At 59.8% G+C, this 24096-nt stretch carries 22 protein-coding genes and 3 pseudogenes; 7 read left to right on the top strand and 18 right to left on the bottom strand.

From position 1 onward, the window contains the following. The first annotated feature begins 117 nt into the window (after window positions 1–117). The 3 genes from DQ393_RS12220 (at window position 118) to DQ393_RS12215 (ending at window position 3794) form a co-directional block, all read left to right on the top strand. Window positions 118–1569, top strand: coding sequence for an APC family permease (locus tag DQ393_RS12220; RefSeq protein ID WP_112342048.1), 1452 nt, complete (start codon window positions 118–120; stop codon window positions 1567–1569). Continuing rightward, window positions 1566–1739, top strand: coding sequence for a hypothetical protein (locus tag DQ393_RS33400; RefSeq protein ID WP_181592331.1), 174 nt, complete (start codon window positions 1566–1568; stop codon window positions 1737–1739). The genes DQ393_RS12220 and DQ393_RS33400 overlap by 4 nt, the downstream gene beginning before the upstream one ends. 72 nt (window positions 1740–1811) lie before the next feature. Next, entirely contained in the window at window positions 1812–3794 is a 1983-nt protein-coding gene (locus DQ393_RS12215; RefSeq protein WP_112342116.1) for a primary-amine oxidase, read from the top strand. A 211-nt stretch (window positions 3795–4005) separates the two neighbouring features. Here the strand turns inward: DQ393_RS12215 and DQ393_RS12210 are convergent, their stop codons facing one another. From DQ393_RS12210 to DQ393_RS12130, 17 genes and pseudogenes are all read right to left on the bottom strand, one after another. Then, the gene (locus DQ393_RS12210) at window positions 4006–4998 is read right to left on the bottom strand and encodes a dihydroxyacetone kinase subunit DhaK (protein WP_112342047.1); all 993 of its coding nucleotides are present in this window, start codon (window positions 4996–4998) and stop codon (window positions 4006–4008) included. A 59-nt stretch (window positions 4999–5057) separates the two neighbouring features. After that, window positions 5058–5468, bottom strand: coding sequence for a hypothetical protein (locus DQ393_RS12205; protein WP_112342046.1), 411 nt, complete (start codon window positions 5466–5468; stop codon window positions 5058–5060). A gap of 1 nt (window position 5469) precedes the next feature. Then, on the bottom strand, window positions 5470–7050 hold the full coding sequence (locus DQ393_RS12200; protein WP_112342045.1) for a putative PEP-binding protein: 1581 nt from the start codon (window positions 7048–7050) through the stop codon (window positions 5470–5472). After that, complete coding sequence (locus tag DQ393_RS12195; protein ID WP_112342044.1) at window positions 7034–7378, bottom strand: HPr family phosphocarrier protein; 345 nt, start codon at window positions 7376–7378, stop codon at window positions 7034–7036. The genes DQ393_RS12200 and DQ393_RS12195 overlap by 17 nt, the downstream gene beginning before the upstream one ends. Further along, entirely contained in the window at window positions 7378–7776 is a 399-nt protein-coding gene (gene dhaM, locus DQ393_RS12190) for a dihydroxyacetone kinase phosphoryl donor subunit DhaM (RefSeq protein WP_112342043.1), read from the bottom strand. Before dhaM ends, DQ393_RS12195 begins: the two co-directional genes overlap by 1 nt. After that, the gene (gene dhaL / locus DQ393_RS12185) at window positions 7773–8387 is read right to left on the bottom strand and encodes a dihydroxyacetone kinase subunit DhaL (RefSeq protein WP_112342042.1); all 615 of its coding nucleotides are present in this window, start codon (window positions 8385–8387) and stop codon (window positions 7773–7775) included. The genes dhaM and dhaL overlap by 4 nt, the downstream gene beginning before the upstream one ends. A gap of 22 nt (window positions 8388–8409) precedes the next feature. After that, on the bottom strand, window positions 8410–10050 hold the full coding sequence (locus DQ393_RS12180) for a dihydroxyacetone kinase subunit DhaK (protein WP_112342041.1): 1641 nt from the start codon (window positions 10048–10050) through the stop codon (window positions 8410–8412). Window positions 10051–10080: 30 nt separating this feature from the next. Continuing rightward, a complete protein-coding gene (locus DQ393_RS12175) occupies window positions 10081–11106 on the bottom strand; it encodes an ABC transporter ATP-binding protein (protein WP_112342040.1) in 1026 nt (341 codons plus the stop codon). After that, the gene (locus DQ393_RS12170) at window positions 11099–12196 is read right to left on the bottom strand and encodes an ABC transporter ATP-binding protein (RefSeq protein ID WP_112342039.1); all 1098 of its coding nucleotides are present in this window, start codon (window positions 12194–12196) and stop codon (window positions 11099–11101) included. Before DQ393_RS12170 ends, DQ393_RS12175 begins: the two co-directional genes overlap by 8 nt. Before the next feature lie 3 nt (window positions 12197–12199). Beyond that, a complete protein-coding gene (locus DQ393_RS12165; protein WP_112342038.1) occupies window positions 12200–12412 on the bottom strand; it encodes a hypothetical protein in 213 nt (70 codons plus the stop codon). Next, complete coding sequence (locus DQ393_RS12160) at window positions 12409–13362, bottom strand: carbohydrate ABC transporter permease (protein ID WP_112342037.1); 954 nt, start codon at window positions 13360–13362, stop codon at window positions 12409–12411. The genes DQ393_RS12165 and DQ393_RS12160 overlap by 4 nt, the downstream gene beginning before the upstream one ends. After that, a complete protein-coding gene (locus tag DQ393_RS12155; protein ID WP_181592330.1) occupies window positions 13359–14327 on the bottom strand; it encodes a carbohydrate ABC transporter permease in 969 nt (322 codons plus the stop codon). Before DQ393_RS12155 ends, DQ393_RS12160 begins: the two co-directional genes overlap by 4 nt. 101 nt (window positions 14328–14428) lie before the next feature. Next, window positions 14429–15754: an ABC transporter substrate-binding protein gene (locus DQ393_RS12150; protein ID WP_112342035.1), complete on the bottom strand. Its 1326-nt coding sequence runs from the start codon at window positions 15752–15754 to the stop codon at window positions 14429–14431. A gap of 365 nt (window positions 15755–16119) precedes the next feature. Next, window positions 16120–16949 (bottom strand): annotated as a pseudogene (locus DQ393_RS12145) (EamA family transporter). Continuing rightward, window positions 16946–17530: a TetR/AcrR family transcriptional regulator gene (locus DQ393_RS12140; RefSeq protein WP_112342034.1), complete on the bottom strand. Its 585-nt coding sequence runs from the start codon at window positions 17528–17530 to the stop codon at window positions 16946–16948. The pseudogene DQ393_RS12145 and the gene DQ393_RS12140 overlap by 4 nt, the downstream one beginning before the upstream one ends. 268 nt (window positions 17531–17798) lie before the next feature. Next, window positions 17799–18053 (bottom strand): annotated as a pseudogene (locus tag DQ393_RS12135) (PIN domain-containing protein); the annotation flags it as partial. Between the two features lie 18 nt (window positions 18054–18071). Further along, window positions 18072–18722, bottom strand: a complete 651-nt coding sequence (locus DQ393_RS12130) for a TetR/AcrR family transcriptional regulator (protein WP_112342033.1) — start codon at window positions 18720–18722, stop codon at window positions 18072–18074. 193 nt (window positions 18723–18915) lie between these two features. Between DQ393_RS12130 and DQ393_RS12125 the strand changes: the two genes are divergently transcribed. After that, complete coding sequence (locus DQ393_RS12125; RefSeq protein ID WP_112342032.1) at window positions 18916–20139, top strand: multidrug effflux MFS transporter; 1224 nt, start codon at window positions 18916–18918, stop codon at window positions 20137–20139. A 120-nt stretch (window positions 20140–20259) separates the two neighbouring features. On the opposite strand, the pseudogene DQ393_RS12120 reads toward DQ393_RS12125, so the two are convergent. Beyond that, a pseudogene (locus DQ393_RS12120) lies at window positions 20260–21213 on the bottom strand (aldo/keto reductase). A 170-nt stretch (window positions 21214–21383) separates the two neighbouring features. Here DQ393_RS12120 and DQ393_RS12115 point away from each other — a divergent pair. From DQ393_RS12115 to DQ393_RS12100, 3 genes are all read left to right on the top strand, one after another. Beyond that, entirely contained in the window at window positions 21384–22283 is a 900-nt protein-coding gene (locus DQ393_RS12115; protein ID WP_112342031.1) for an AraC family transcriptional regulator, read from the top strand. Between the two features lie 585 nt (window positions 22284–22868). Next, window positions 22869–23675, top strand: a complete 807-nt coding sequence (locus DQ393_RS12105) for an AraC family transcriptional regulator (protein ID WP_112342029.1) — start codon at window positions 22869–22871, stop codon at window positions 23673–23675. A gap of 45 nt (window positions 23676–23720) precedes the next feature. Beyond that, the gene (locus DQ393_RS12100; RefSeq protein ID WP_112342028.1) at window positions 23721–24095 is read left to right on the top strand and encodes a VOC family protein; all 375 of its coding nucleotides are present in this window, start codon (window positions 23721–23723) and stop codon (window positions 24093–24095) included. The last annotated feature ends 1 nt before the right edge of the window (window position 24096 follow it).

Here is a 24096-nt window from a genome sequence, read left to right as displayed (position 1 = left end):
CGTCTCCGGCGAGCTTCGTGGCGCGAATTATCGATTCATTGGCACAAACTGCAATTTCGGGGCCAGATCGTTCCGCTTACCTTCTTGGCAATAGACAAAAGCAAAGAGGGGTTCTCCATGACACTGGAAGCAAACATTCCCGCATCATCATCGCCGGAGCGCCGTCTGGCCAAGGACTCGGTGGGCCTGGCTCATATCGTGTTCTTCGTCGTTGCTGCGGCCGCGCCGCTCACGGCTGTCGTCGGCGCTTCGCCGGCTGCCTTTGCTTTCGGCAATGGCGCAGGTGTTCCCGGCGCGTTCGTGCTCGCTGGCCTGCTCTACCTGCTCTTTTCGGTCGGCTTCACCGCCATGAGCCGGCATGTAGGCGGGGCAGGGGCCTTCTACACCTATATCACCCACGGTATCGGCAAGCCGGCCGGCGTGGGTGGCGCCTTCATGGCCCTGGTCACCTATAGCGCGGTTCAGATTGCCATCTATGGCCTGTTCGGTTTCTTCATGGTGAATGCGATAGCACCGCTGGGATTGGTGCTGCCCTGGTGGGCCTGGGCCTTCGCAGCCCTCGTCGTGGTTCTGGTGTGCGGTCAGCGTAATATCGCCTTTTCAGGCGCGATCCTTGGCGTCTGCATGATCGCCGAAATCGCCATATTGCTGCTGCTCGACCTTGGCATCGCCTTTTCAGGCGGCGGACCGGAAGGCATTACCTTCGTTTCGTTCACGCCGTCCTCGGTCTTTGCGCCCGGCCTTGGTGTGGCGCTGGTCTTCGTCATCGGTTCCTTCATCGGCTTCGAGGCCACGGCGATCTTCGGGGAGGAGGCCGAAAATCCGGAAAAAACCATTCCCCGTGCCACCTATGTCGCCGTGCTGCTCATCACCCTTTTCTACGCCTTCTCCACCTGGGCGATCGCGCAATTCTATGGTCCGAGCAAGGTGCAGGCCGCTGCGGCAGCGAGCCTCGACGGCTTCTACCTCAACGCCGCCAATTCCGTGCTGGGGGCATGGTCGAGCCAGGTGATGAACGCACTGCTGATCACCAGCCTGTTTGCCTGCATCCTGTCCTTCCACAATACGCTCAACCGCTATTTCTTCGCCCTTGGCCGCGAAGGCATGGCCGCCAAGGTGCTCGGCAGCGTTCACGCCAAGCATGGCTCACCCTATGCCGCGGGTCTTCTGCAAAGCCTGATCGCAGCCGTCATCCTCGCCCTGTTCGTGATCTGCGGCGCCGATCCCTATACGGTCGTCTTCTCTTGGATGGCGGCGCTTGCTGGTATCGGCATCCTGTTGGTGCAGGTGCTGGTCTGCGTCGCCATCGTCATGTTCTTCCGCAAGACGCCGAACAGTTACAGCGCCTGGACCACGACGATCGCTCCGGTGCTGGCATTGCTGGGCCTCATGGGATCGCTCATGCTCGTCGGTTCCAATCTTTCGCTCCTGTCCGGCAGTGACAGCCTGATCGTCAAGGCCTTCCCCTATGCCATGGTGCTGGTTGGCATTCTCGGCGCGCTTTTTGCAGTTCGGGTCAAGAAGTCCAAGCCCGATCTCTATGCTTCCCTGGGAAAGGTCTTCGAATGAGCGCCATCACCGAACTTGAACCCGTCGATCGGCTTCTTGCTCTCATCGTCGCGATCCTCACCGTCGCAACATTGCAGGTTGCCGTCGAGACACACGCCTTCTGTTCCATATTCTGCATTCATCGAGGTTCGATGACGGTCGAGACGCAGATCTGCTCCAGCCGATCTTGATCGCTATTGCTTGCGACGCGTGATGGCGCGTCACCCTCCCGAAACAAAAGCCGAAGTCAAAGAGGTATGTCCATGGACGCCGTCATCACAGTCACTCATCCACTCGATCCTTTGAGCCTTACCGAGATCGCGTCTGCCGTTGCCCTTCTCAGGGAAGGCCGGAAGCTCGCTCCGACGGTCCGTTTTCCGATCGTCCGGCTGGAGGAGCCGACCAAGACGGATCTCGCCGCGCACCGCCTGGGTGGCTCGCTGCCGCGTCTGGCTTTTATTCTGGCGATGGACATCAGCAATGGCGAGACTTTCGAGGGCATCGTCGATCTCACCTCGGGTGAGGTCACCTCTTACATCCGGTTGCCGCTCGATCAGCTTCCTTATGGTCAGCCGCCGGTCATGCTATGCGAATTCGAAACCGTCGAAGGCACTGTAAAATCCGATCCGCGCTGGATCGCCGCGGTCAAGAAACGCGGCATTACCGACGAGGATATTCCGCTCATCCAGATCGATCCGTTCTCCTCCGGCTATTTCGGCCGCGAATTCGAGAAGGGCAAGCGCATCGTGCGCGCAGTCTCCTATTGGCGCGAGGATATCCGGGACAATGGCTACGCGCATCCGATCGAGGGCGTTGTGGCGGTAGTCGACCTGATCGCCAACCGGGTGGTCGATCTCGTCGACGACGAAAAGATCATTCCGGTCCCTAGGAAGAAGCGCAATTATGGCCGCGAGACCTTCCCGGAAACCCGCCCCGATCTCAAGCCCCTGCACATCGTGCAGCCGCAAGGGCCGAGCTTTACCGTCGACGGCTGGAAAGTCGAATGGCAGAACTGGAGCTTTCGCGTTGGATTCACGCCGCGCGAGGGCCTCGTTCTGCACGAACTCGGCATCAAGGACGAGGGCAGGCTGCGGCCGATCGTGTTCCGGGCCAGCGTCACCGAAATGGTCGTGCCCTACGCCGATCCGACCGCGAACCACTATTGGAAAAGCGCCTTCGATGCCGGGGAATATGGCCTGGGCCGATTGGCCAATAGCCTCGAGCTCGGCTGCGACTGCCTTGGCCATATTCACTATTTCGACGTACCGGCGGCAGACGATCTCGGCCAGCCCTTCACCATGAAGAACGCCATCTGCATGCATGAGGAAGATTATGGCATTCTCTGGAAGCACTATGAGTTCCGCAACGGCATTTTTGAAGTGCGCCGGTCGCGTCGTCTAGTCATTTCGTTCTTCGCGACCGTCGGCAATTACGACTACGGCTTCTACTGGTATCTTTACCAGGACGGCACGATCCAGCTCGAGGCCAAGCTCACGGGTATCATCCAGACGGCGGCGGTGGCGACCGGCGAGACCTATCCCTGGGGTGGCATGGTCGATGATAATCTCGGCGGCCCGACCCACCAGCATTTCTTCAATGCGCGCCTGCACATGGATATTGATGGCGGCGGCAATACCGTGACGGAGCATGATTTCGTGCCCCGTCCCTGGGGCGAAGACAATCCGTATGGCAATGTGTTCGACACCAGGACGCGTGTGCTGAAGCGTGAACTGGATTCACCCGCGCTCGCCGATGGTGAGACCGGCCGCTATTGGAAAGTTTCCAACCCCAATATTCAAAACAGCGTCGGCAAGGCACCGGGCTACAAGATTGTCGTCATGCCATCGCCGGTCATGCTTGCGCAGCCAGAGTCCACCGTTGCCCAGCGCGGCGGCTTTGCCAAGAAACACATCTGGGTCACCGCCTTCGATGCCAGGGAGAAATATGCGAGCGGCGATTATCCGAACGTGCATGCCGGCGGCGACGGTCTGCCGAGCTATGTCAAGCAGAACCGCGAAATCGACAATGCGGATGTCGTGCTCTGGCATTCCTTCGGTCATACCCACGTCTGCAAGCCCGAAGATTTTCCGATCATGCCGGTGGAATATGCCGGCTTCACGCTGAAACCGAACGGTTTCTTCGCCTCCAACATAGCCATGGACCTGCCGCCGGAGGCAAACGGGCACAGTGTCGACAATCGGCTGTCGCCCGACAAAATCAAAGACAGTTCCTGCTGCCATACGTGAAGTGTAGCAGCAGACCGTCGGAAGACATGCGGGCCGTTGACTGTGGGATGGCCCGCCCTTCCGAGGTCATCGAATATCATGATCCTTCACTGAAGGAAGAGGAGTCGATCCATCACGATTTCAATTTCGAGCATCGGCATTGGCAGATCCGATTTTTCCAGAAACATGCGGGCCTTGTACACACTGGATACCTCTGCAGTCATGTGGGCACCTAGCAGCCCCAGCGCAACGCAGCGGTTGAAACGGGCGAATCCCACAGAGAAAACTCGTCGTCGCTCAGGAAAGCGAGCGTGACGGAAAGGCCCTGCATGTCGAGCGACGTGGCATAAGTGCCGACAAGCGAGCGCTCGATCCGCAGGCCGTGCTCGACCATGAAGTCGTGAGCAATATTATAGGCGAGATAGAGTTCGGCTGGTGGAGTGCCGCCAAGTCCGTTGACGAGCAACAGTCCTTTGTCCGTGGTTTGTCTGATGTCGTCGACGATTGCCTCGCAAAGACGTCTGACGATGGCGTTGGCCTTGGCAAAGGGCTGCCTTGAATGGCCTGGCTCCCCGTGAATCCCGACGCCCATTTCTATCTCGTTTGATCCGAGCGTGAACGTCTTGCGCTGCGTGTGCGGCACCGTCACACCGGTCAGGGCAACACCCATCGACCGAATGCGCGGCGAGAGGCTGTCGCCGATGGCTTTCAGCTGTGCGAGCGATGCACCCTGCTCAGCCGCAGCACCAAGAAGCCTTTCTGTGATAACCGTGCCGGCAACGCCGCGCCGTCCACGGCCGTCGCCGGCTCTCACCGTTTCGATGTCGTCGCAGGCAAGAACCATTTCGATACCGTGCCGGCCGGCCGCCATCTCTGCCGCCATCTCAAAGTTCATCACGTCGCCGTCATAGTTTTTCACGACCAGCAGGCAACCGGCGCCAGTGTCCGTTTCCTCGATCGCGCTGATGATCTGGCTCGGCGTCGGAGATGTGAAAACATGCCCGACACAGGCGGCATCGAGCATTCCGCGACCGACAAAGCCGATGTGCATTGGCTCGTGGCCCGCCCCGCCGCCGGAGATGATTGCGACCTTGCCGGGAACCAAGCGGCGACGGCGTATGAATTTGCGGTCGGCGCCAAACGCAACGAATTCTTCATGGGCACGCACGAAGCCTTCGATGCTTTCAGCGACCATGGTCTCCGCCGTGTTCATGAATTTCTTCATCGAGCCCCTCCCAAGGCGATGATCATCTCAGTCTCTTTGCCCCATGCGCAATCCCCTGTTCACTCGGGCGGTCCGGAAAGCGCGGCGATCTTCAGCACCAGGTCTGCGATTGCCTCCTCCAGCAGCCGATTGCGTCGCTCGTCACCGAAATCAGGGACCATCAGCGAAAGATGCCGCAGCTTTTCCGAGGCGCTAAGCTCCGGCAGTTTGCCAGGATGGGCGGCCTGGTAAGCGTGCAGAAAACGCTCCTGTTCGGCGCCGCTGAAATGGCATACCCGGAAGATCGTCGCGAGATGTCGGGCAGGAAGTGGTGTCGCGTAGGCCGGACTTGTGATCTGCGTGACGAAGCTTCGATGTTTTCCCAGTTCCGTGGCCAGCCGCTGGCGTGTTCCGGATGGTCGGTTGTCGATGATTTGCGCCAGAATGGACTTGTAGGCGATAATGGCGTCTTCGGTATCTTCGCGCGCCATCTTATTCTCCGGCTGCCTTTGTCCCATCGGCATTCAGACCGACGATTGCCGATCTTATCGCGGGAAGTCGAGTGGGCGCCACGGAAAAATGATATATGCCTGCGGCAAGAAGATCTGCAGTCCGGGATGGATCGCCGGCCATGTCGCCGCAGATGCTGACTGGTTTGGCCCTGGCAAGCTTCACGGCCTGCGACAGCAGGCGCAGCACCGCCGGCACGGCGCGGTCTTGATAAACAGCGAAGTCGGCATCCTCGCGTGCCGAAGCGACAAGGTATTGCGCAAGGTCGTTCGTACCGAACGAAAAGAAGTCCGCGCTTTCGAACCGGTCGAGCATGAGCGCCGCAGCCGGAACCTCCACCATCATCCCGATCGGCGGGATCCTGTGCGGCACGCCCCTGCGCGCGAGCTCAGTGGATTCTTCGCGAAAGATTTGTCTGATATTGTCGACATCGGACGGAAAAGTCACCATCGGCAGCATGACGCGTAAATTGCCGAAGACGGCTGCGCGCAGGAGCGCGCGGGCTTGAACGCTCGCAATTTCCGGCCGGGCAAGGAGAAGGCGGACGCCTCGCAACGAAGACGCTTCGGTGAGGCCGGAGAGCGGCTTGTCGCCGCCGATATCCAACATGCGGATCGTTACCGCTCGGCCATCCGCCCAATCGAGGAGCCGGCGGTAGATCGCGAATTGTTTTTCTTCGTTTGCAGCGTCACCAAGTGACGTCACTGTGAATTCCGAGCGCATCAACCCGATGCCGGCAGTTGTAGCGGCAAGGATCGAATCGACTTCATCGGGAGCGTTGACGTTGACGGACAACAGTACCTGCGAACCGTCTGCCGTGCGCAGACTGCCATTGTCGGTTGGCGATGGCGTGCTCGTCACGGGATGGTTGACCTGAGCCGGCGTTGCGTTTTCCTGAGCTGCCTGAAGCACGACGACACCTGAATCACCATCAACCCCGATATGCTGTCCCCCTTCCGTCGTGAATTGGCCGGCGCCGATTACCATCGGGATTGACCGGGATCTGGCAAGCAGGGCGACGTGGCCGACGGCGCTGCCGGCATAAAGAGCGATACCTCCACCTGCCGACCAGTCGTGGGCGAGAAAGCGGCTGGGTTCCATGTCCCTTCCGACATAGATGGATCCGGCTGGAAAGTCGTCGAGTTGCGTTCCCGTGAGGACTGCCAGGACGCGATTCTTGATGTCGACGATGTCGACGGCGCGCGCCCGCATTTGGTCCTCTTCCGAGCATTCCAGTTCACGGATGTATCCCTGGAGTGTCCCGACCCATGCGAATGCGACGTTCTCGCCTGCATCGATCCGCGCGCCAGCCATCTCCGTCAACGTCGGATCCTGGAGGACTTCGATCTGAAACTCGATGATATCGCTGCTCTGGGGATCTGTTCCGGCAGCAAGGTTCTGCAGCTCGCGGATAGCCGTCTTGATCGCATCGCCGAGTTCAGCATGTCCGGAAAGGCTTGACGGCGGCGACGGGGCGGCGGCCAGCGGCTCAGCGATATAGGCTGGCCCGGTGGCAACGCCTGGCGAAGCGCTGGTGGCTTTCAATCTAAACGGTGCGGCCATGCCTCTTTTCCTCATCGAAGTTGCGCTCGACGAGCTCCTTCAATGCACGGATCGCTTCTTCAGCGAGGATTCCATCGGCGCGGATCTTGAGGAGCGAACCCTTGCGGATCCTTGCACCCATGATCTTGATGATGCTCTTGCCGTTCAGCCAGATGTCGCTGCCATTGACCGCGACTTCGATCGAGCAAGGGAACGATTTTGCCAGGCGCGTGAACGTGACTGAAGGCCGAGCGTGCAATCCCACACCATGCTTCACCTCGACCTCAGTCTGACAACTGGTCTGCACCTGCCCGGCCTCCCGGCTTCCTATGCGCAATCCGCCACTCATCAAGCCGAAAGCTCCTCTGCCGTTGCAACCACCCTGCTGAGCGGTGCGCCACCAGAGGCCTCGGCCGCTGCGATGACGGCCCCCTCCACAACGGGGGCGTTGCAGATCGATACCTTTTCCGATCGTGGCAGACCGAGCATCTCGATAGCCATCTCGCTGTTCGTCTCGGCCCCACCCAGGTCGACGAAGACGGCGACGCCCGCTTCCGACCAGGCTTCCTCGATGGCCTTGAGAATGCCGCCGGCATCCGTGCCGAGCTCGCCATCACGGTTGCCGCCGGACCAGGCAAGCGGCACGCTATCGCCGACCATCTGCCGCACCATGTCGGCGGTCCCGCGCGCGACAAGCGGCGAGTGGGAAACGATCACAATCCCAACGTTAGGTGTCTTCCCATTCATGCCAGGCGGTACTCCTCAAGGTAACGGCAGATCGCGACGGTCAGAAGCGCACAACTCGAAGCACCCGGATCGACATGGCCGATTGACCTGTCTCCAAGATAGGAGGCGCGCCCGCGCATGGCCTTCATTGCAGCAGTCAGTTCGGCGGAAAGTGCGGCCTGCCGCGCAATATCCGTCAAAGGCACGCGGCGTGCGAGTGCATCCTGGACCGGATACAGGACATCGAGAAGGGTCTTGTCCCCAGCATGCGAGCGCCCGCGACGCGCGACTGCGTCAATCGCCTGCTTCAGTACCGAGGGGAAATCCTGTTTGTCGTCGAGTGCGCGGAGCTCGCGGCCTATCTCCATCAGCAGCGTTCCGTAAAGAGGACCTGCCGCTCCTCCTATGTTCATTACGAGCGTCAGGCCAATTTTTTCAAGCGCGTCCGGCAACGGAAGGAGCGATACGGAGGCTTCCTCCGCGCTCACCGCCTCGCAGCCGCGCCGCATGTTCGTCCCGTGATCGCCATCACCGATCGCACGATCGAGCCCGCAGAGATGGTCGCTGTTCGCCGCGATCGTCGCGCGGCAAGTTTCGATCAATCCCATGAGAAGAGCCGGTTCTGCCTGCACCCAATATCCTCCCTGCGCGCGCTCATGCCAGCGATGCCACCATTTCGAATACACCTGCCACCGCCACGGCACCTGGATCAGGCACTCCCTCCAGATCCTTCTCGCCGACATAGGAAGCCCGTCCGGCTTTTGCCTTCCGCATCGCCTTTGTCGCCTCCGCACCTGCTGCGGCTGCCCTTGCCGCGGCCGCGAGATCTCCCGATGTCAGAGCGGCCAAAGCCGGAGCCAGCGCGTCGACCATTGTGCGATCGCCGACGCCAGCTCCTCCATAGAACGTCATCCGATTTAGTCCCGCAAGCAGGGCAGCAGCGATATCTTTCTTTTCGGCCATGGCCTTGGATGCGGCGGTGAAGAAGATCGATAGCAGCACGCCGCTGGAGCCGCCCATGCTCGTGCTCAGAATCTCGCCGATCGAGGCCATCGTGGCGGCGGGATCCTTCAGCGGCAGCTTGTCCACGCGGGAAAGAATGCTGCGGGCACCCTGCGCCACCGTAGAGCCGGTATCACCGTCACCGACGCGGCCATCCAGGCGATTGAGCTCTTCCTCGAGGGAAATCAGATGTTCGCAAAGCGTCGTCAGGAGAAGACGGCTTTGCCTATCATCGCTGGCCACCCTCGCTTCGTTCTGCGCAAGCGCCCTTTGAGGGGCAGGAATGATAGCGATCTCATGCCGTTCGGTCGCGGGCGGCCAGGCGTGCGGAGCGACGGCGGCCTTCAGGGCGGCTTCACGGGTAGCGTCCAGCCGGATCAGCGACAGCGAAAAGCCATTCATGTTGAGCGCGGTCATCATTGGCGCGGGCCCGATGATAAGCCGCACGCAGCGCCTTAGGGGAGACGACAATACGGCATTGGCTATCACGCCCATCTCAAGCGGCGGCACGGCGCCGAGGTTGTTGACCAGCAATGCATGATTCTGCGAACTGTCCAGCTTGGCGGCCAGCCGCTCGGCCATCGTGGCGACAAGGTCGGCAACCGGCTGCAGGGCGATGCGCTCGACCCCTGGCTCGCCGTGGATTCCGAGGCCGAGTTCTCCCTCGTTAGCGCCAAGCCGGTCCTCATGCGTCTGACCCGGTGCACTGCAGGTCGACAGGGACATGCCAAGCGAGACGATGTCGCCCGCTGCGGCGGTTGCCTGCTCCGCCACCGTTTTGAGATCAGCGCCCGCCTCGGCGTGGTAGCCTGCGATCTTGTGCACGAACAGCGTACCGGCAACGCCACGCGGCTGGTTGATGCCAGGGATTGCAATATCGTCGGCGACAATCACCATCTCGACGTCGAAGCCTTCGGCACGCGCCTTCTCGGCGGCAAGGCCGAAGTTCAGGCGGTCACCTGTGTAGTTTTTGACGATGAGCAGCGCACCCTTTGGACCCGTTACGGCACGGATTGCAGTCAGCACCGCATCGACACTCGGCGAGGCAAAGATTTCGCCCGATACCGCTGCTGTGAGCATGCCCCTGCCGACGAAGCCTGCATGCGAGGGCTCGTGCCCGGCGCCGCCGCCGGAGATGATAGCAACCCCGGATCTATCCCAGTCCGCGCGGAGAATCACCTTGATCTCGGGAAAGGTGTCCAGACGGGCCAGACGGGCAGGGTCGCTCGTCAAGAGCAAGCCATCCAGGGCTTCGGTGACGATGGTTTCCCGGCGATTGAAGAAATGTTTCATGGAGTGAGATCCGTCGTTTATGCCACTATGTCAGTTTCGTTCTGCTGTCCATCCAAGCCGCTGGCCGCTGGCATCGAAATAGAGCGGATCGCGCAGCGACAGGCTAATTCGATCACCCGGCCGGATCGCAAGATATGGATCGGCAAGCGTGACGAGCTTGTGGTCGCCCACCCTGATATGCAGGTGGTTCTGATCGCCCAGATGCTCGATCCAGTCTATTTCGGCATTGGCGTTCTGATCGGGGATGATATCGAGATGCTCGGTTCGCGCGCCGATCGTCTTGGTTCCAGGCGGAGGATTGGCGCCACCGAGAAGACCAGGTGGCAAGAGGTTGATGTGCGGTTGGCCGAGACGTGCCGCGACATGAAGACTGGCCGGATTGCCATAAATTTCACGCGGCGTTCCGACCTGCAGCAGCCGTCCTTGTGCAACGATGCCGATCCGATCCGCCATCGTCATGGCTTCGACCTGGTCATGGGTTACATAGAGGAGGGTCGAGCCAAGCTCTTTCTGGATGCGCTTCAGTTCCAGACGAAGCTCCGCACGCAGCTTTGCGTCGAGCGAAGAAAGCGGCTCGTCCATGAGATAGATCGCGGGACGACGCACCAGCGCCCTTCCGATCGCAACACGCTGCATTTCGCCACCCGACAGACGGGTCGCACGATTCTCGAGCTTGTGGTCGATCCTGACCATGCGCGCAATTTCCCGGACCCGGCGGTCGACCTCTTCGCTTGAAAGCTTGCGCGCCGGCGCTCGCAGCGGAAAGGCGAGATTGTCGTAGACCGTCATGTGCGGATAGAGCGAATATTGCTGGAAGACGAACGCGACGTCCCTGTCGGCGGGAGCTTCGCCCGCGACGTTGCGGCCGCCGATTTCGATGCGTCCGCTGTCAGGGCGCTCCAGGCCGGCAATAAGGCGCAGCGTGGTCGTCTTCCCGGCGCCCGTTGGCCCAAGCAGAACGACGAATTCACCGTCACGGATCGAGAGGTCCAAATCAACCAGAGCCTGTGTATCGCCGAAACGCTTGTTAAGATCCTTGAGAACAACGTCAGCCATGTTCAACCTCCGAGTAGAGTGCCGAAGCAACTGCGCGGCCCGATTTGCAGTCGAACAGCGCGAGCTTGGCCGGGTTGAACTCAAGACCAACCGTCTCGCCGATGCGAAAGTTGCGGTTCGCAGGAACGCGCGCTTTGATGACGCCGCTCGATGTCTCGATTGCCACGACCTGATTGGTTCCGAGATATTCGCTGCCGTAGACCGCTCCGCGCAAAGGAGAGGCATCGCTGAAGCGGATATGTTCCGGCCTGACGCCCAGCGCCAATTCGGCTTCGGCCAAGTCCTGGTACACTTCGGGAATGCTGACATCGACGCCGTTAACCGAGACCGATCTCGCCCCGCTATGAAGGCCGGAGGTGAAGCGCATAAAATTCATCGGCGGCGATCCGATGAAGTCAGCGACATACATCGTGGCTGGCTTGCTGTAGATTTCCTGGGGCGTGCCGAATTGCTCGATGACACCATGGTTCATGACCGCGATCTTGTCGGCCATTGCCATGGCTTCGTGCTGATCATGCGTTACGTAGACCGTCGTTGCATGGATGCGGTTATGGAGTTCACGCAGCTCATGGACCATCACTTCGCGGAATTCCGCGTCGAGCGTGCCAAGCGGTTCATCCATCAGGAAGCACTTCGAACGGCGTACGATCGCACGACCGAGAGCCACGCGCTGCCGATCGCCGCCGGCAAGTCCGGAGACGGAGCGGTTCAGGATATGATCGATCTGCAGCAGCCGCGCGGTTTCCTCGACGCGCTTTCGGATCTCGGCCTTCGGCATGCCCTGCGAAAGCAGCGGAAAGCCGATATTCTTGCGCACGTTCATATGCGGATAGAGCGCAAAAAGCTGGAAGACGAAGGCAATATCGCGGGCGCTGGCACGATTGAAAGTGACGTCCTCGCCATCAAGGTAGATCTTGCCGCTGGTCGGCAGTTCAAGTCCGGCGATCATGCGAAGCGTCGTCGTCTTGCCACAGCCGGACGGGCCGAGCAGTGCCAGGAATTCTCCGTCGTGGATGGTGAAGCTTGAATCCTGGACCGCGACGAAGCCGCCGAATTGCTTACGCAGATTTTCTATTCTGATCTCTGCCATGGCTCACTCCGGAAACTTCGAGACGATGATGAACATGGCCGTGCCGGCAAGCAGGGTCACCAGCGAGTAACTGTAAAGTACCAGCAGGAATGGCTGGAATAGCATGAGGAAGCCGATCGCGATCAGCGTGGTCGCGATGTTCTCCATCGGGCCGCGGCGCAGAAAGAGGGGACGCTTCCGCCTGGATGGCGGCGGTGTTTCGATGAGATGCGTCATTTGCGGACCGCTCCAAAGGTGATGCCACGCAAGAGCTGCTTGCGCAGGAGAATCGTGAAGAGGAGGATCGGGATCAGGAAGATCGTCGTTCCTGCCGCGACAGCAGGCCAGTCCTGGCCACCTTCGCCGATGATGGTCGGAATGAATGGCGGTGCCGTCTGGGCCTCGCCCGAGGTCAACAATGCCGCGAAGGCATATTCATTCCAGGCAAAGATCAGGCAGAAGATCGCCGTGGCGGCAATGCCTGTGGTTGCCTGCGGCAAGACGACTTTCCAGAAGGCCTGCAGGCGAGTGTAGCCGTCGATCATTGCGGCTTCCTCATATTCCCGTGGGATCTCGTCGATGAAACCCTTGAGCAGCCAGACCGCGAGCGAGACGTTGACCGCGGTATAAAGCAGGATCATGCCGACTGCCGTGTCGGAAAGACCGAGCTCGCGGTACATCAGATAAATTGGAATTGCGACCGCGATAGGCGGCATCATGCGCGTTGACAGGATGAAGAACAGAAGGTCGTCGGCAAGCGGAACCCTGAAGCGCGAGAAGCCGTAGGCGGCCAACGTTCCCAGCGAAACGGCGAGGAACGTCGAGCCGAAGGCAATCACCAGCGAATTGCCAAAGCGCGGCAGAAAATTCGAGGGCCCTGCAATCACCATGTTCCGCTTGCGGGTGACCTCGTCGCAGGTGCCGGTTGGTGCGGGCAGCGCGGAGATATATTCCGGCGTTTGGCGCGTTCTCGTCGTCAGGAGGTTGCAATAACCCTCCAGCGTCGGAGAGAAGACGATCTTTGGCGGATAGCTGATGGAATCAGGCGGTGATTTGATGCTGGTCAGAAAGATCCAGACCAGGGGTATCATGGTGATCAGGGCATAGAGGATCACGATGGCGCCGGCGATGCGCTTACTGGTCGGGCTCGGCTCGACGACCGAATGGGCTGAGGTGACAGAACTCATCGCTGCTTCACCTTGTTCAGTGCCTTGACGTAAATGTTGGCGAGGCCGAAAACGGCGACGAAGAGGACGATGGCGAAGGCCGATGCCCTTCCCGTCGCCCAGCTCTCGAAGGCGGCGCGTTTCAATGTGATGGAGGCAACCTCCGTCGTCGAACCCGGACCGCCTCCCGTCAACAGCGTGACCATGTCGAACATCTTGAAATTTTCGATGCCGCGGAAAAGCACGGCAAGCATGATGAAGGGCAGCGCCATCGGCACGGTGATCGACCAGAATTGCCGCCACGCGGAGGCGCGGTCGACCTCGGCAGCCTCGTAGATATAGTCGGGGATGGAACGCAGGCCTGCCAAGCAGATCAGCATGACGTAAGGCGTCCACATCCAGGTATCGACGATGACGATTGCCCAGGGAGCAAGCGAGACGCTGCCGAGCATCTGGATATTGGCCGTCGGGATGCCGGTGACGAGGGAAACGGCGTAGGCGAAGAGACCGATCTGCGGTTCATAGAGGAAGCGCCAGAAATTGCCGACGACGGCCGGAGACAGCATCATCGGGATCAGGATCAGCGTCGTCCAGAACGCGTGGCCACGAAACTTGCGGTCGATGAGATAGGCGAGCGTAAAGCCGATCACCGTCTGCAGTAGGATCGTCCAGAACACGAAGTGCGCTGTCGTCTGCATAGCCTGCCAGATATCAGGATCGGTCAGGACGCGCTCGTAATTGCTCAACCCGACATTCTGGACCGGCGCATTTGGACGGTTGGCGCGATAATTCGTGAATGAGAGATAGATTGCCCAGATGAGCGGGAAGATGTTGATGGCAAGAAGAAGGATGATGGTTGGGGCGATAAACACCCAGGCAATCGCTCGATCGGATAGGCCGCGGACGCGATGGGCGACCGATATGGGCGTCGCCCTTGCCGTTGCGTCCGCTGCCTTTTCGACCATGGAGGAAGAGGAAATATTCAAGGTATCACCTGGTCCTTGCGTAAGTGAGACACGTGACGGCCCGGCAGTCTTGGCGATCCGGGCCGCCATTCGGGTAAGGATGCTGTGCGTCCAGGTGGACACTAGATCTTGCCGTCGTCCTTGAAGACCTCGCTCCAGTCCTTCACGAGGCCATCGAGCGCCTCTTTAGCGGTGCCGTTGCCGGCCACGACATAGTTATGGACACGCTTCTGCATGTCTTGGAGAAGGGTTGCGTAGCTCGGCTCGGCCCAGAAATCCTTCACGATTGCCATCGAGTCGAGGAATGCCTGGGCATAGGGCTGGCTGGAGGCAAAGTCCGGGGCGTTCACGACCGATTTCAGGCAGGAGTAGCCGCCGAGTTTCCACCATTTGGCCTGGACGTCAGGCTGGGCGAACCACTTGATGTATTGCAGAGCGGCGTCCCTCTTGTTGGAATAGGAGACAACCGAGATGCCCTGTCCGCCAAGCTGTGCGAAATGCTTCTTTTCAGCTGGATTGGGGAAGAAACCGATCCTGTCGCCACCGACCTTTTCGTCCTTGTAGAGACCCGGCCAGGTGAAGGCGAAGTTCATCTGCATCGCGACTTGGCCGGATTTGAAGGCATCGGCGGACTCCACCATGTAAACGTTGGAGCTGCCGGGCGGCGTGCAGCAATCATAGAGCGACTTGTAAAATTCCAGGCCTTTTACCGCATCCGGAGAATTCACGAAGCCATTCATTTCATAGGGTTTGTCCGGGTTGTCGTATTGGAAGCCCCAGTCATAGAGCACGTTGGTTACGCCCATCGTGATGCCTTCAGAGCCGCGCTCGGTGTAGATCGAAGCGCCGTAGACGGTCTTGCCGTCGATCTGACGCTTTTGGAAGAATTCGGCGATCTGCTTCAGCTCATCGTAAGTCTTCGGGGCTGCGAGATCCCGACCATACTTCTCCTTGAATTCCTTCTGCAGTTCCGGCCGCTCGAACCAGTCTTTGCGGTAAGTCCAGCCAACCACGTCCCCCATGGCAGGCAACGCCCAGTAGTTCGGGGTGTTCTTCGGCCATTCCGAGTAACCGACGACCGTCGCCGGCACGAAGTCATCCATCTTGATGCCTTCCTTGTCGAAGAAGTCGTTGAGTTTGACGTAGTGGCCGTTTTCCGCCGATCCGCCGATCCACTGGCTGTCGCCGATGATCAGATCGCAGAGCTTTCCATGCGAATTCAATTCGTTGAGGAAACGATCCGCATAGCTCGTCCATGGGACAAACTCGAATTTCATTTCCGTTCCGGTCTTGGCGGTGAAGTCTTTCGACAGCTCGACGAGTGCGTTTGCAGGATCCCAGGCGGCCCAGCACAGCGTCAATTGATCGGCTTTTGCAATATTGGGCAGCGCCAGCGACATGGCAAACGCCGAGCCCAGCCCGAGAAGGGCTTTCAATGTCTTCTGCATGAGTTCCTCCCAGAACCAAAGGCCGGCTCCCCGCCGACCACGCAAGTCCACCAATGTCAGAGAATGCCTACATGAATTCCTCAATCCTCATGTTTAGCAATATGTTTAGTGAAATACATTTTTATAAACATTGCAAGTGGCAATCGTTGCTATGTCGCACATATGGAAAGGACAGTTCGCGAAGTTACGGCAACTAACGATTTCGGTGGCCGGGGAGGGGCATTTCTGCAGGGCAGCAACGGCAAGTGCTGAGGAGGACCTGTCCGACAGCGTAGCGCCCAAACAGGATAACTCGAAGAGCCGGTTCGCCACTCCCAAATCCAATCGGTATTTTTGGACGGTGTGGGGGAATCTCGCGACGGGATTCAACGCCCAAGCAGGATTGCGCCGGCAGCAACAATGATGCAGGCGAGAGTACGCCGAGCGGTCAGGGCTTCACCGAGAAACATCCAGCCAAGCAGAACAGCAAATACAACACTCGTTTCCCGCAGCGCCGTGATTGGGCCGGCCGGCCCGAGGCCAAAGGCCGCAACCACGACGCCATAGGCGACCATCGCGACCAGCCCGCCCCAAGCGCCTTCCATGTGTCGGCTGCACGAAAATCGACCACGAGCCGCCGACGCAGGAAGATAAACGCCATCGGCAGAAATGCTCCATAGAGGACAAGCACCCAAGCCGTGTAGGCCCCGCTTCGTCCGGTTTGCCGCACTCCGATGGAATCGACGGTCGCATAGGCGGCGATGATCGCACCCGTCGCCAGCGCGAATAAAATGGACGAGGTGGAGGCTCGCCCTTTCCCTAGCGCCAGGCTCATAATTCCCACGGCCACAAGGACGACGCCGGCAATCTGGTAGAGATTGAGCTCGTCGCCAGTGATGATGAAGCCGCCTGATGTCACCAGCAATGGCACGGTTCCTCGCACGATCGGATAGACCTGTCCCAACTCGCCGTTACGATAGGCCGCAACGAGGAAAACGCTGTATCCAACCTGAAGAACCGCCGAAAGAACGATGTAAAGCCAGGCGCCCAGCACCGGCATAGGGTAGATGAATAGGAACGGAAGCGCGAAAACCGTGCTTGCGAAGCTCATGACTGTCACGGTCCACAGCCGATCGCCCCCGTTGCGCAAGAAGGCGTTCCATGCCGCGTGCAGGATCGCGGCGAACAGGGCAAGGCCGATGACAACCGCGCTCATTGAGCCAGTCCCGCTGACGCTAGAACATCGGCCGCAGCCCTTCGGGCGCTGACGATCGCGGCTTTGCCTTGCCCCATATGGGCGAGCACCGTTGCGCCTTCGATCAGCATGAACAGCGTTGTTGCAACGTGCTCGGCGCGATCAGGCGGTAGAGATTGCGCCAGAATGTCTCGGAGCCGCTGTCGCAGATCGTGCTTTTGTCGCGTGACCGCTTCGAACACGGCATGGGCTGGCTCCCCGAACTCGGCAAGGGCGTGCTGGAACAGACAACCGTGAAAATTGGAACTATCGAACCAGCGTTCGTGCCAGTCAAAAACCGCTGTGATCTTTTCGTGCGGCGTCATCGCCGCTTCCGACAGCCGGTCGAGCTGCCGCTTGAACCGTTCCGCGCGCCAGTCCAGAACCTCGACGATCAGCCCGTCCTTGCTCGGAAAGTGCCGATACATGGTCATCTTGGCGACCTCGGCCTCGGCGATGATCTTGTCTATGCCGGTGGCATGGAAGCCGTCGCGTTTGAAAAGGCGGTAGGCGGTTTCAACGATGTGTTGGCGCTTTTCGGCAGCGTCGGCGCGGAGCGGCATGATGAAGCTCTATATGATACAGACCTGTCTCACTCATATACGGCTTGCCGGGTTTGGTCAACTGAGATTGCAAGCGCAAATATCGCGGAAGTTCTGACATCCGCTACGTCACGTTGACGGAATGAGTTTTGCCAGATTGGGGGATCCGCATCGAAATTAACGCTCGGACTTAGCGGCGCCCCTTGGTTGGCTGACTCGCTGCCGGCTGATCTGCAACATCGCGATGCTTGCCAGCACGAAGTCTAATCCATCCCCATTGATAGAGCTGCTAAAGAGCTGGGCGCACGTCAGTCCGCACGAAATCCTCGCCAACATAAAGCAGCGGACAATCATGCTCTTTTGCGACTTCATAGGAAAAGCAATCGCCATGGTTCAGCGTAGCTGGATGAAAGCCTTTGCCCCATCGACCATAAGCGTCGGCGACCCGGCGAGCGGAGGCTGCTGTCACAGATACGATCTCGAAGCCGAGACCTGAAATCAGCGCGCCGACTTCTTCTCCGACATTGCGCTGCGATGCCACGATACTGCGGCCGCGATGCCGTCAGCGCTTGCCGAATGCGCGCAGGAAGGTCTTCGTTGCCTCCCTTGCCATACGGTCGACTTCTTCCTCTGGCGTCGGGCGGCCGATCTGCTGGTTGATCCGCAGATCTGTTGCGAGCAGCGCCATATACTGACGCGCGGCAAGTGCCGGATCCTCTATGTCCAGATGACCTGCCAGTGCGAGCTGCGCCAGGCGAGCCGCGATGGCGGGATATTTCTTGCCGGGTCCGTATTCCTTCCAGGTCTCAAACAGTTCGGGAAATCTGCTGCCCTCGGTTTCGACGAGCTTGCGCAGCCAGCGGCCATTCGGATCGCAAACCGCTTTGCGCAGGAGAAGCGCTGAAAATTCAGTCAGTTCCTTTTCGAGATCGACAGGTGCGACGGGAAATGTGTCCAACACCCGAAAGAAACCTGCGCTCGATTTCTCGGTGATCTCCGCAACCACAACCTTGAACAGATTATCCTTGTCGCCGAGTTGATTGTACACCGTCTGACGCGACACGCCGGCTCTTGCCGCGATGGCATCGATGCTCGCGGCCGCAAACCCGTCCTCGGCAAAAACGTCGGCGGCCGCGTTGAGGATTGCCTGACGTTTGCTGGTGGCGGGCGGACTCTCTGTCTCGGAAGAAGCCACTGCGGGCGAAGTTTTCATGACACCACCATATAGGACTTGACCAATTGGACAATACTGTCCAAAATATTTTACAGGAATGACGAGCTATGCGTTGGAACCATCTCCGTCTTTCCGCCGTCCCATCTATAATCGCCCACTCAATCCCCGTCACATGCTTTTTGTATGAGACTTTGCTTCGTCCGGGGAATGGTGTGCGGGAAAGGTTTTTTCCGTGCAAAGCAAGGATTCCGTTTCATCCCCTGGAGCCGGCGGCTCCCACCATGCCATCGTCCTTGGCCTTCTTTCAGCCGTGGGTCTCTTTGCCCTCGACATGTATCTACCCGCGTTGCCGACGATCAGTCTGGATCTTCACGCTGACAGCCATGCAGTTCAGGCGAGCCTGATTTCCTTCTTCGCCGCCATGGCCGTGTCGCAGATTGTCTATGGGCCACTGTCGGACATGTTTGGCCGCAAGCGCCCTCTGTATGTCGGCCTGGCGCTCTACATCCTCGGCGCGATCGGCTGCGCGCTCTCCAGCGATATCAGCTGGCTGGTCGCCTTCCGTTTCATTCAGGGCACCGGCGCCTGTGCCGGCGTCGTGATTGCCCGTGCCATCGTGCGCGACCTGCATACGGGGGCCGCCGCCGCGCAACTGATGTCGCGGCTTATGCTGGTCTTCAGTATCTCCCCCATCCTGGCGCCGCTCGCGGGCAGCATCGTGACAGTGTTCGGGAACTGGCGGCTGATCTTTTGGGTCATGGTCTTCGCCGGCGCTGTCGGCTTCGTCGCGGGTCGCTTTTTTCTTGAGGAGACCCGTCCGGTTGCGGCGCGCAGTGAAAGCAGCCTCGGCGGAGCATTGAAAGCCTATGGAACACTCCTTAGGGACCCGTATTATCTCGGTCTGGTGCTGATGGCCTCCTTCGGCATGTCGAGCTACATGATCTATGTCGCCAACTCCTCCTTCGTACTCATCGGCCATTACGGGCTCTCTCCGAGCTTTTACAGCGTGGTCTTTTCGGTGAATGCCATTGGCTTCATCGGCATGTCGCAGATGAATGGCTGGCTTGCCCGCCGGATTGGTTTGCGCAAGGTAATCCGCGGCGCGGTTTCTGGTTATGCGCTGACGATGGTGGCGCTGGCTGTCCTGATGGCCGGTGGAGTCGATCACCTCGACATCATGGCGGCCTTCCTGTTTGCGGGCTACGCTTTCCTTGGAATGATCGTGCCGAATGCGGCGGTACTGGCGCTTGAACACCATGGTCGCATCGCTGGCACGGCCTCGGCGATGATGGGGACCGTCCAGTTCATGACATCGGCGCTGGTGGTCGGCGTCAGTGGCATGTTCATGGACGGTACGGCGAGACCGATGGTGGTCGTCATCGCTATCTGCGCGGCCATCGTCTTCCTCCTTTCGGTGGCAGTGCTGAAGAGCAGGCACGTGGTGGCGGCTGAATAGATCTTTGCTGCCACCGATCGCAGCACCTTGTGCAGGCCGCTCGCACTGAGGCCTCTTCAGCGCGAGCGACGTGCGCCTTTCGGAGCGGCTCCGAAATCTTCTGACAGCGGAGCCGCGGACCTACATCTCCTGTTCCCAGAAGCCGCGCGTATTCACGTTAGCGGCGTCAGCAAGGGTTTCCAGTTCTGCAATGTCGTCGCCGGTGAGGGTAATGCCGCTGGCTCGGACCAGGCCATCGACATGATGGGGTTTGGTGACGCCGATGATCGGCGTCGTGCCCTTGGCGATGGCCCATGCCGTCGCGATATCGGGCGCTGCCGCACCCTGCTTCTCTCCGATCGAGGCGAGCTTGTCCGTCAGGGGCTTCAGCTGAGCCAGCATGCCGTTGTAGATCTTCGCGCGGCTACTGCCTTCCGGCAGCGGGTTCTCCAGGCTGTACTTGCCGGTCAGGGCGCCCTGTTCGAGCACCATATAGGCGAAGAACGGGATGCCTTGGTCGCGGCAGTAGTCCAGGATGCCAGCATGCTCACAGCTGCGGTAGAGGAGGCTATAGTGGTTCTGGATGGCTTCGACCCGGAATCCGGCTTCGCCCAGGATCTGGTCGGCGAGCTTGATTTCGCGCAGATTGTGATTCGAGACGCCGACATGTTTGACTTTCCCGCTTTTCAGCAATGGAATCAGATGCGGAGTCCACCGCGGCACATCGGCTGGATTGTGAATCCATTAGAGGTCGATGTAGTCGGTGCCGAGGTTGGCCAGGCTTCGCTCCAGCATGTCCGCTACGGGATTGTCGCCGGTTGCCGCGATCCGCGGGTTGAATTTCGTGGAGAGCTGGTAGCCGCTGCGGGCGTAGCGCTTCAGTACCTCCCCGAGCACGGTTTCTGAACGGCCCATGCCGTACACGATGGCGGTGTCCCATAGGGTGAACCCGGCCGCATGTGCCCTGTCCGCGACCTCTTCCAGGCCAGCCTGGGTGAGGCTGCTGCCGAAGTAGCCGTTGCCGGTCTCGCCGCTGTCGCCCCAGGCCCAGGTGCCGAGTGCGACCGTTGGGGTCTTCAGATTATCGATTGTCATGTTTGCTCCATACTTGTTCCGCGGCCAGGTATGCTGTGACCCAGACACCCTGACATTGTGATGCGCGGTGGCGCTGAAACGTTAGCCTGATGCCCCGGAATTACTGCCCAATCCTCCAGAAGCCGCGGTTCGCATTGCCGTCCTGCTGCGCGCGTGCGATGGTCCCATCCATGGAAATACTGACCGAAATCTCGACTATAATTGCCCGACACATCTCGAGGGATGGCTTTCACGCTACCCCCATCGAACGCGTGACGCTTGTTCGATCCTCCACGGTGACGATGCCGATGCCGAATGTTTACCGGCCGCAACTGTGCCTCGTCGCGCAGGGACACAAGGAGGTCACGCTGGGCGACCACGTGTTCCGATATGCACCGGGACGCTATGGAATCGTGACCTACGACCTGCCGGTGATAGGGCATGTGGTCGAGGCGACGCCCGACAACCCCTATCTCTGCCTGTATCTCGATTTCGATCCGGTCATGCTGGGCGAGTTGGCGTCGCGCGTACCGCCGCCGCCGGGAGTGCCATCCCCGCCTATGGGCAAGACGGTGTCCGAAGCTGGCACCGATCTGCTCGACGCGGTCCTACGCCTGCTGCGCCTGCTCGATGATCCGGCCGCGCTGCCTGTGCTCGCGCCGCTTGCCGAGCAGGAAATTCTCTATCGTCTGCTCGCCGGCCCGGACGGCGCCAGGATGCGCAACATCACCTCCAGCCAAGGTCGGGTGGCCCAGGTCGGCCGCGCTATTGCCTGGATCGGGCAGAACTTCCGGGAACGGTTCAGCATCGAGCGGCTTGCCACGGAAGTAGGCATGAGCCCGTCGAGCCTGCACGAGCATTTTCGCGCCGTGACGGCGATGACGCCGCTGCAATTCCAGAAGCAGCTCAGGCTGCAGGACGCGCGCAGCCTGATGCTGGTCCAGGACATCGACGCCACGACCGCCGCCTTCCGCGTAGGTTACGAAAGTCCGTCGCAGTTCACTCGCGAATATCGCCGCCACTTTGGAGAGCCGCCGGCGCGCGACATAGCCCGCTTGCGCGCTTCCCCGGGCTTGGCAGTGGTCGCTTGAGTTCAGCTTATCGGCGAGCGTCGAGGTGCAAGGCACTTCTCCCTTTTTCACCGGCGTCGACGAAACCCGCTGCTTTCAGGCAAGTATGGCCGCCAGAAATGTCTTCAATGAAAAGATCACGTTTCCGGCGGTGACAGCCGATCGAGCGCTCTCACATCATCTCCCGGGTGAGAATCGACCTGGGCGATGCCCCGTTCATCATCGGAGGCAGTCAGTCCGTAGATGGAAGGCGGGACGTAGCAAAAGAACGGAGCCACAATGCAGGCGTGCATATAGGCTTCAAGCGGATCTGCACACGAAACTGCGGCAGCGGCCGGTGACGAGCGGCAAAGTAACTCGCGGACATTCACAAGGAAGGCGTTCATGGCCTTTCGCACACTGGCGATGCGGCCGGATCCGACACGCGCACATTGTCGAGGCAAGATGGAAGGCCTGCCATGGCGCTTCCAAAGCCGTCGAATTCCACTCGATAAAACATCAAGCCACCAGTGAGGGTCGCGCTCTTGAACTGCCATCGTCATTCTCCGAACTCTTTCGGATGACTCTATCGACAAAGCCGTTCGATGAATTTAGATATACTCTCAAATGATCGCTAAATCCCACCAGGCGCGGTTATCCCTTTCTGAAGCCCTCGCCGACCAGGATCTCGAGAAGTCGACCGCGCGAGCGCACGCCGTGAGGATCGACGTGTCGCAGAACGAACGCGAGGCACCCGAGCATCACCATCGAAAGGGGCAGCTCGTCATGGCGTCGCGGGGAGGAGTGACATGTCGTGTTCCGAGCGGGATGTGGATGGTGCCGCCGCATTGCGGCGTCTGGGTTCCGGCAGGGATGCTGCACAGCAACGTGGCGACCGCCAATGCGCGTCTGTTCTTTCTGTTCATCGAGCCAGGCGCCGCCGATCTGCCGGACCGATGCTGCACGCTTTCGCTTTCTCCGCTTGTCAGAGAGCTCATCATCGAGATGGCTGACGGATCCCCAATCGCGACGGCTAATGCCGATACAATCACGACGCTGCTCCTATCGGCTTTATCACAGATGCCGGTGGAACATCTGCACTTACCACTGACAGATGAACCTCGCCTCGACCGCATCGCATCGGCATTGGTCGATAGCCCGTCTGACCGAAGTACGATGGCACAATGGGCAAAGCGAGTGGCAATGAGCGAGAATTCCCTCGCTCGTCTTGTTCAGCGGGAGACTGGCTTGACCTTCGGCCGGTGGCGACAGCAGTTGCAATTGATCATCGCAATCCGAAGCCTTGCAGCCGGGGCGACGGTGCAGCGGGTTTCGGGTGACCTCGGGTATGAATCCGTGTCTGCGTTCATTACTATGTTCAAGAAAGCGCGCGGCGCATCGCCGGCCCAATATTTGAAGAACTTCGAGCGTTAAACGTCAGGGAATGTCCTTACAAAAAATCCCCACAGGAGATGAAGCATGTTCACGCACGTCATGATCGGCAGCAACGACTTGGAGCGCGCCAGACGTTTCTACGACGCCACCTTCGTTGCATTGGGGGGCAAGCCCGGTGAAATGGACACGAGAGGCCGGCTGATCTACGAGCACGAGGGGGGCCGGCTGATGATCACGACACCGATCGACGGTAAGCCGGCGACCGCTGCCAACGGCGGGACGATCGGGATAGCCGCCGCGACCCCCGACCATGTTCGCGCGTGGCATGCCGCCGGTACTGAGCATGGCGGCACGGCGATCGAGAGCCCGCCTACGGAGCGTCCGAACGGAGCATTCGTTGCGTATCTTCGCGACCCTGACGGAAACAAGCTGACGGCACGAACTCCCCCGACGAAATGAG

Source organism: Martinezella tropici, from assembly GCF_003287875.1.
Lineage (GTDB): Bacteria > Pseudomonadota > Alphaproteobacteria > Rhizobiales > Rhizobiaceae > Rhizobium > Rhizobium tropici_C.
The sequence above is the reverse complement of the archived record's forward strand: the minus strand, read 5'-3'. Positions and strand labels throughout refer to the sequence as shown.

Bases quoted from the DNA above. Each gene is read 5' to 3' on its own strand.
- DQ393_RS12220 (WP_112342048.1), top strand. From the start codon at position 118: ATGACACTGGAAGCAAACATTCCCGCATCATCATCGCCGGAGCGCCGT.
- DQ393_RS33400 (WP_181592331.1), top strand. From the start codon at position 1,566: ATGAGCGCCATCACCGAACTTGAACCCGTCGATCGGCTTCTTGCTCTC.
- DQ393_RS12215 (WP_112342116.1), top strand. From the start codon at position 1,812: ATGGACGCCGTCATCACAGTCACTCATCCACTCGATCCTTTGAGCCTT.
- DQ393_RS12210 (WP_112342047.1), bottom strand. From the start codon at position 4,998: ATGAAGAAATTCATGAACACGGCGGAGACCATGGTCGCTGAAAGCATC.
- DQ393_RS12205 (WP_112342046.1), bottom strand. From the start codon at position 5,468: ATGGCGCGCGAAGATACCGAAGACGCCATTATCGCCTACAAGTCCATT.
- DQ393_RS12200 (WP_112342045.1), bottom strand. From the start codon at position 7,050: ATGGCCGCACCGTTTAGATTGAAAGCCACCAGCGCTTCGCCAGGCGTT.
- DQ393_RS12195 (WP_112342044.1), bottom strand. From the start codon at position 7,378: ATGAGTGGCGGATTGCGCATAGGAAGCCGGGAGGCCGGGCAGGTGCAG.
- dhaM (WP_112342043.1), bottom strand. From the start codon at position 7,776: ATGAATGGGAAGACACCTAACGTTGGGATTGTGATCGTTTCCCACTCG.
- DQ393_RS12180 (WP_112342041.1), bottom strand. From the start codon at position 10,050: ATGAAACATTTCTTCAATCGCCGGGAAACCATCGTCACCGAAGCCCTG.
- DQ393_RS12175 (WP_112342040.1), bottom strand. From the start codon at position 11,106: ATGGCTGACGTTGTTCTCAAGGATCTTAACAAGCGTTTCGGCGATACA.
- DQ393_RS12170 (WP_112342039.1), bottom strand. From the start codon at position 12,196: ATGGCAGAGATCAGAATAGAAAATCTGCGTAAGCAATTCGGCGGCTTC.
- DQ393_RS12165 (WP_112342038.1), bottom strand. From the start codon at position 12,412: ATGACGCATCTCATCGAAACACCGCCGCCATCCAGGCGGAAGCGTCCC.
- DQ393_RS12160 (WP_112342037.1), bottom strand. From the start codon at position 13,362: ATGAGTTCTGTCACCTCAGCCCATTCGGTCGTCGAGCCGAGCCCGACC.
- DQ393_RS12150 (WP_112342035.1), bottom strand. From the start codon at position 15,754: ATGCAGAAGACATTGAAAGCCCTTCTCGGGCTGGGCTCGGCGTTTGCC.
- DQ393_RS12140 (WP_112342034.1), bottom strand. From the start codon at position 17,530: ATGCCGCTCCGCGCCGACGCTGCCGAAAAGCGCCAACACATCGTTGAA.
- DQ393_RS12130 (WP_112342033.1), bottom strand. From the start codon at position 18,722: ATGAAAACTTCGCCCGCAGTGGCTTCTTCCGAGACAGAGAGTCCGCCC.
- DQ393_RS12115 (WP_112342031.1), top strand. From the start codon at position 21,384: ATGGAAATACTGACCGAAATCTCGACTATAATTGCCCGACACATCTCG.
- DQ393_RS12105 (WP_112342029.1), top strand. From the start codon at position 22,869: ATGATCGCTAAATCCCACCAGGCGCGGTTATCCCTTTCTGAAGCCCTC.
- DQ393_RS12100 (WP_112342028.1), top strand. From the start codon at position 23,721: ATGTTCACGCACGTCATGATCGGCAGCAACGACTTGGAGCGCGCCAGA.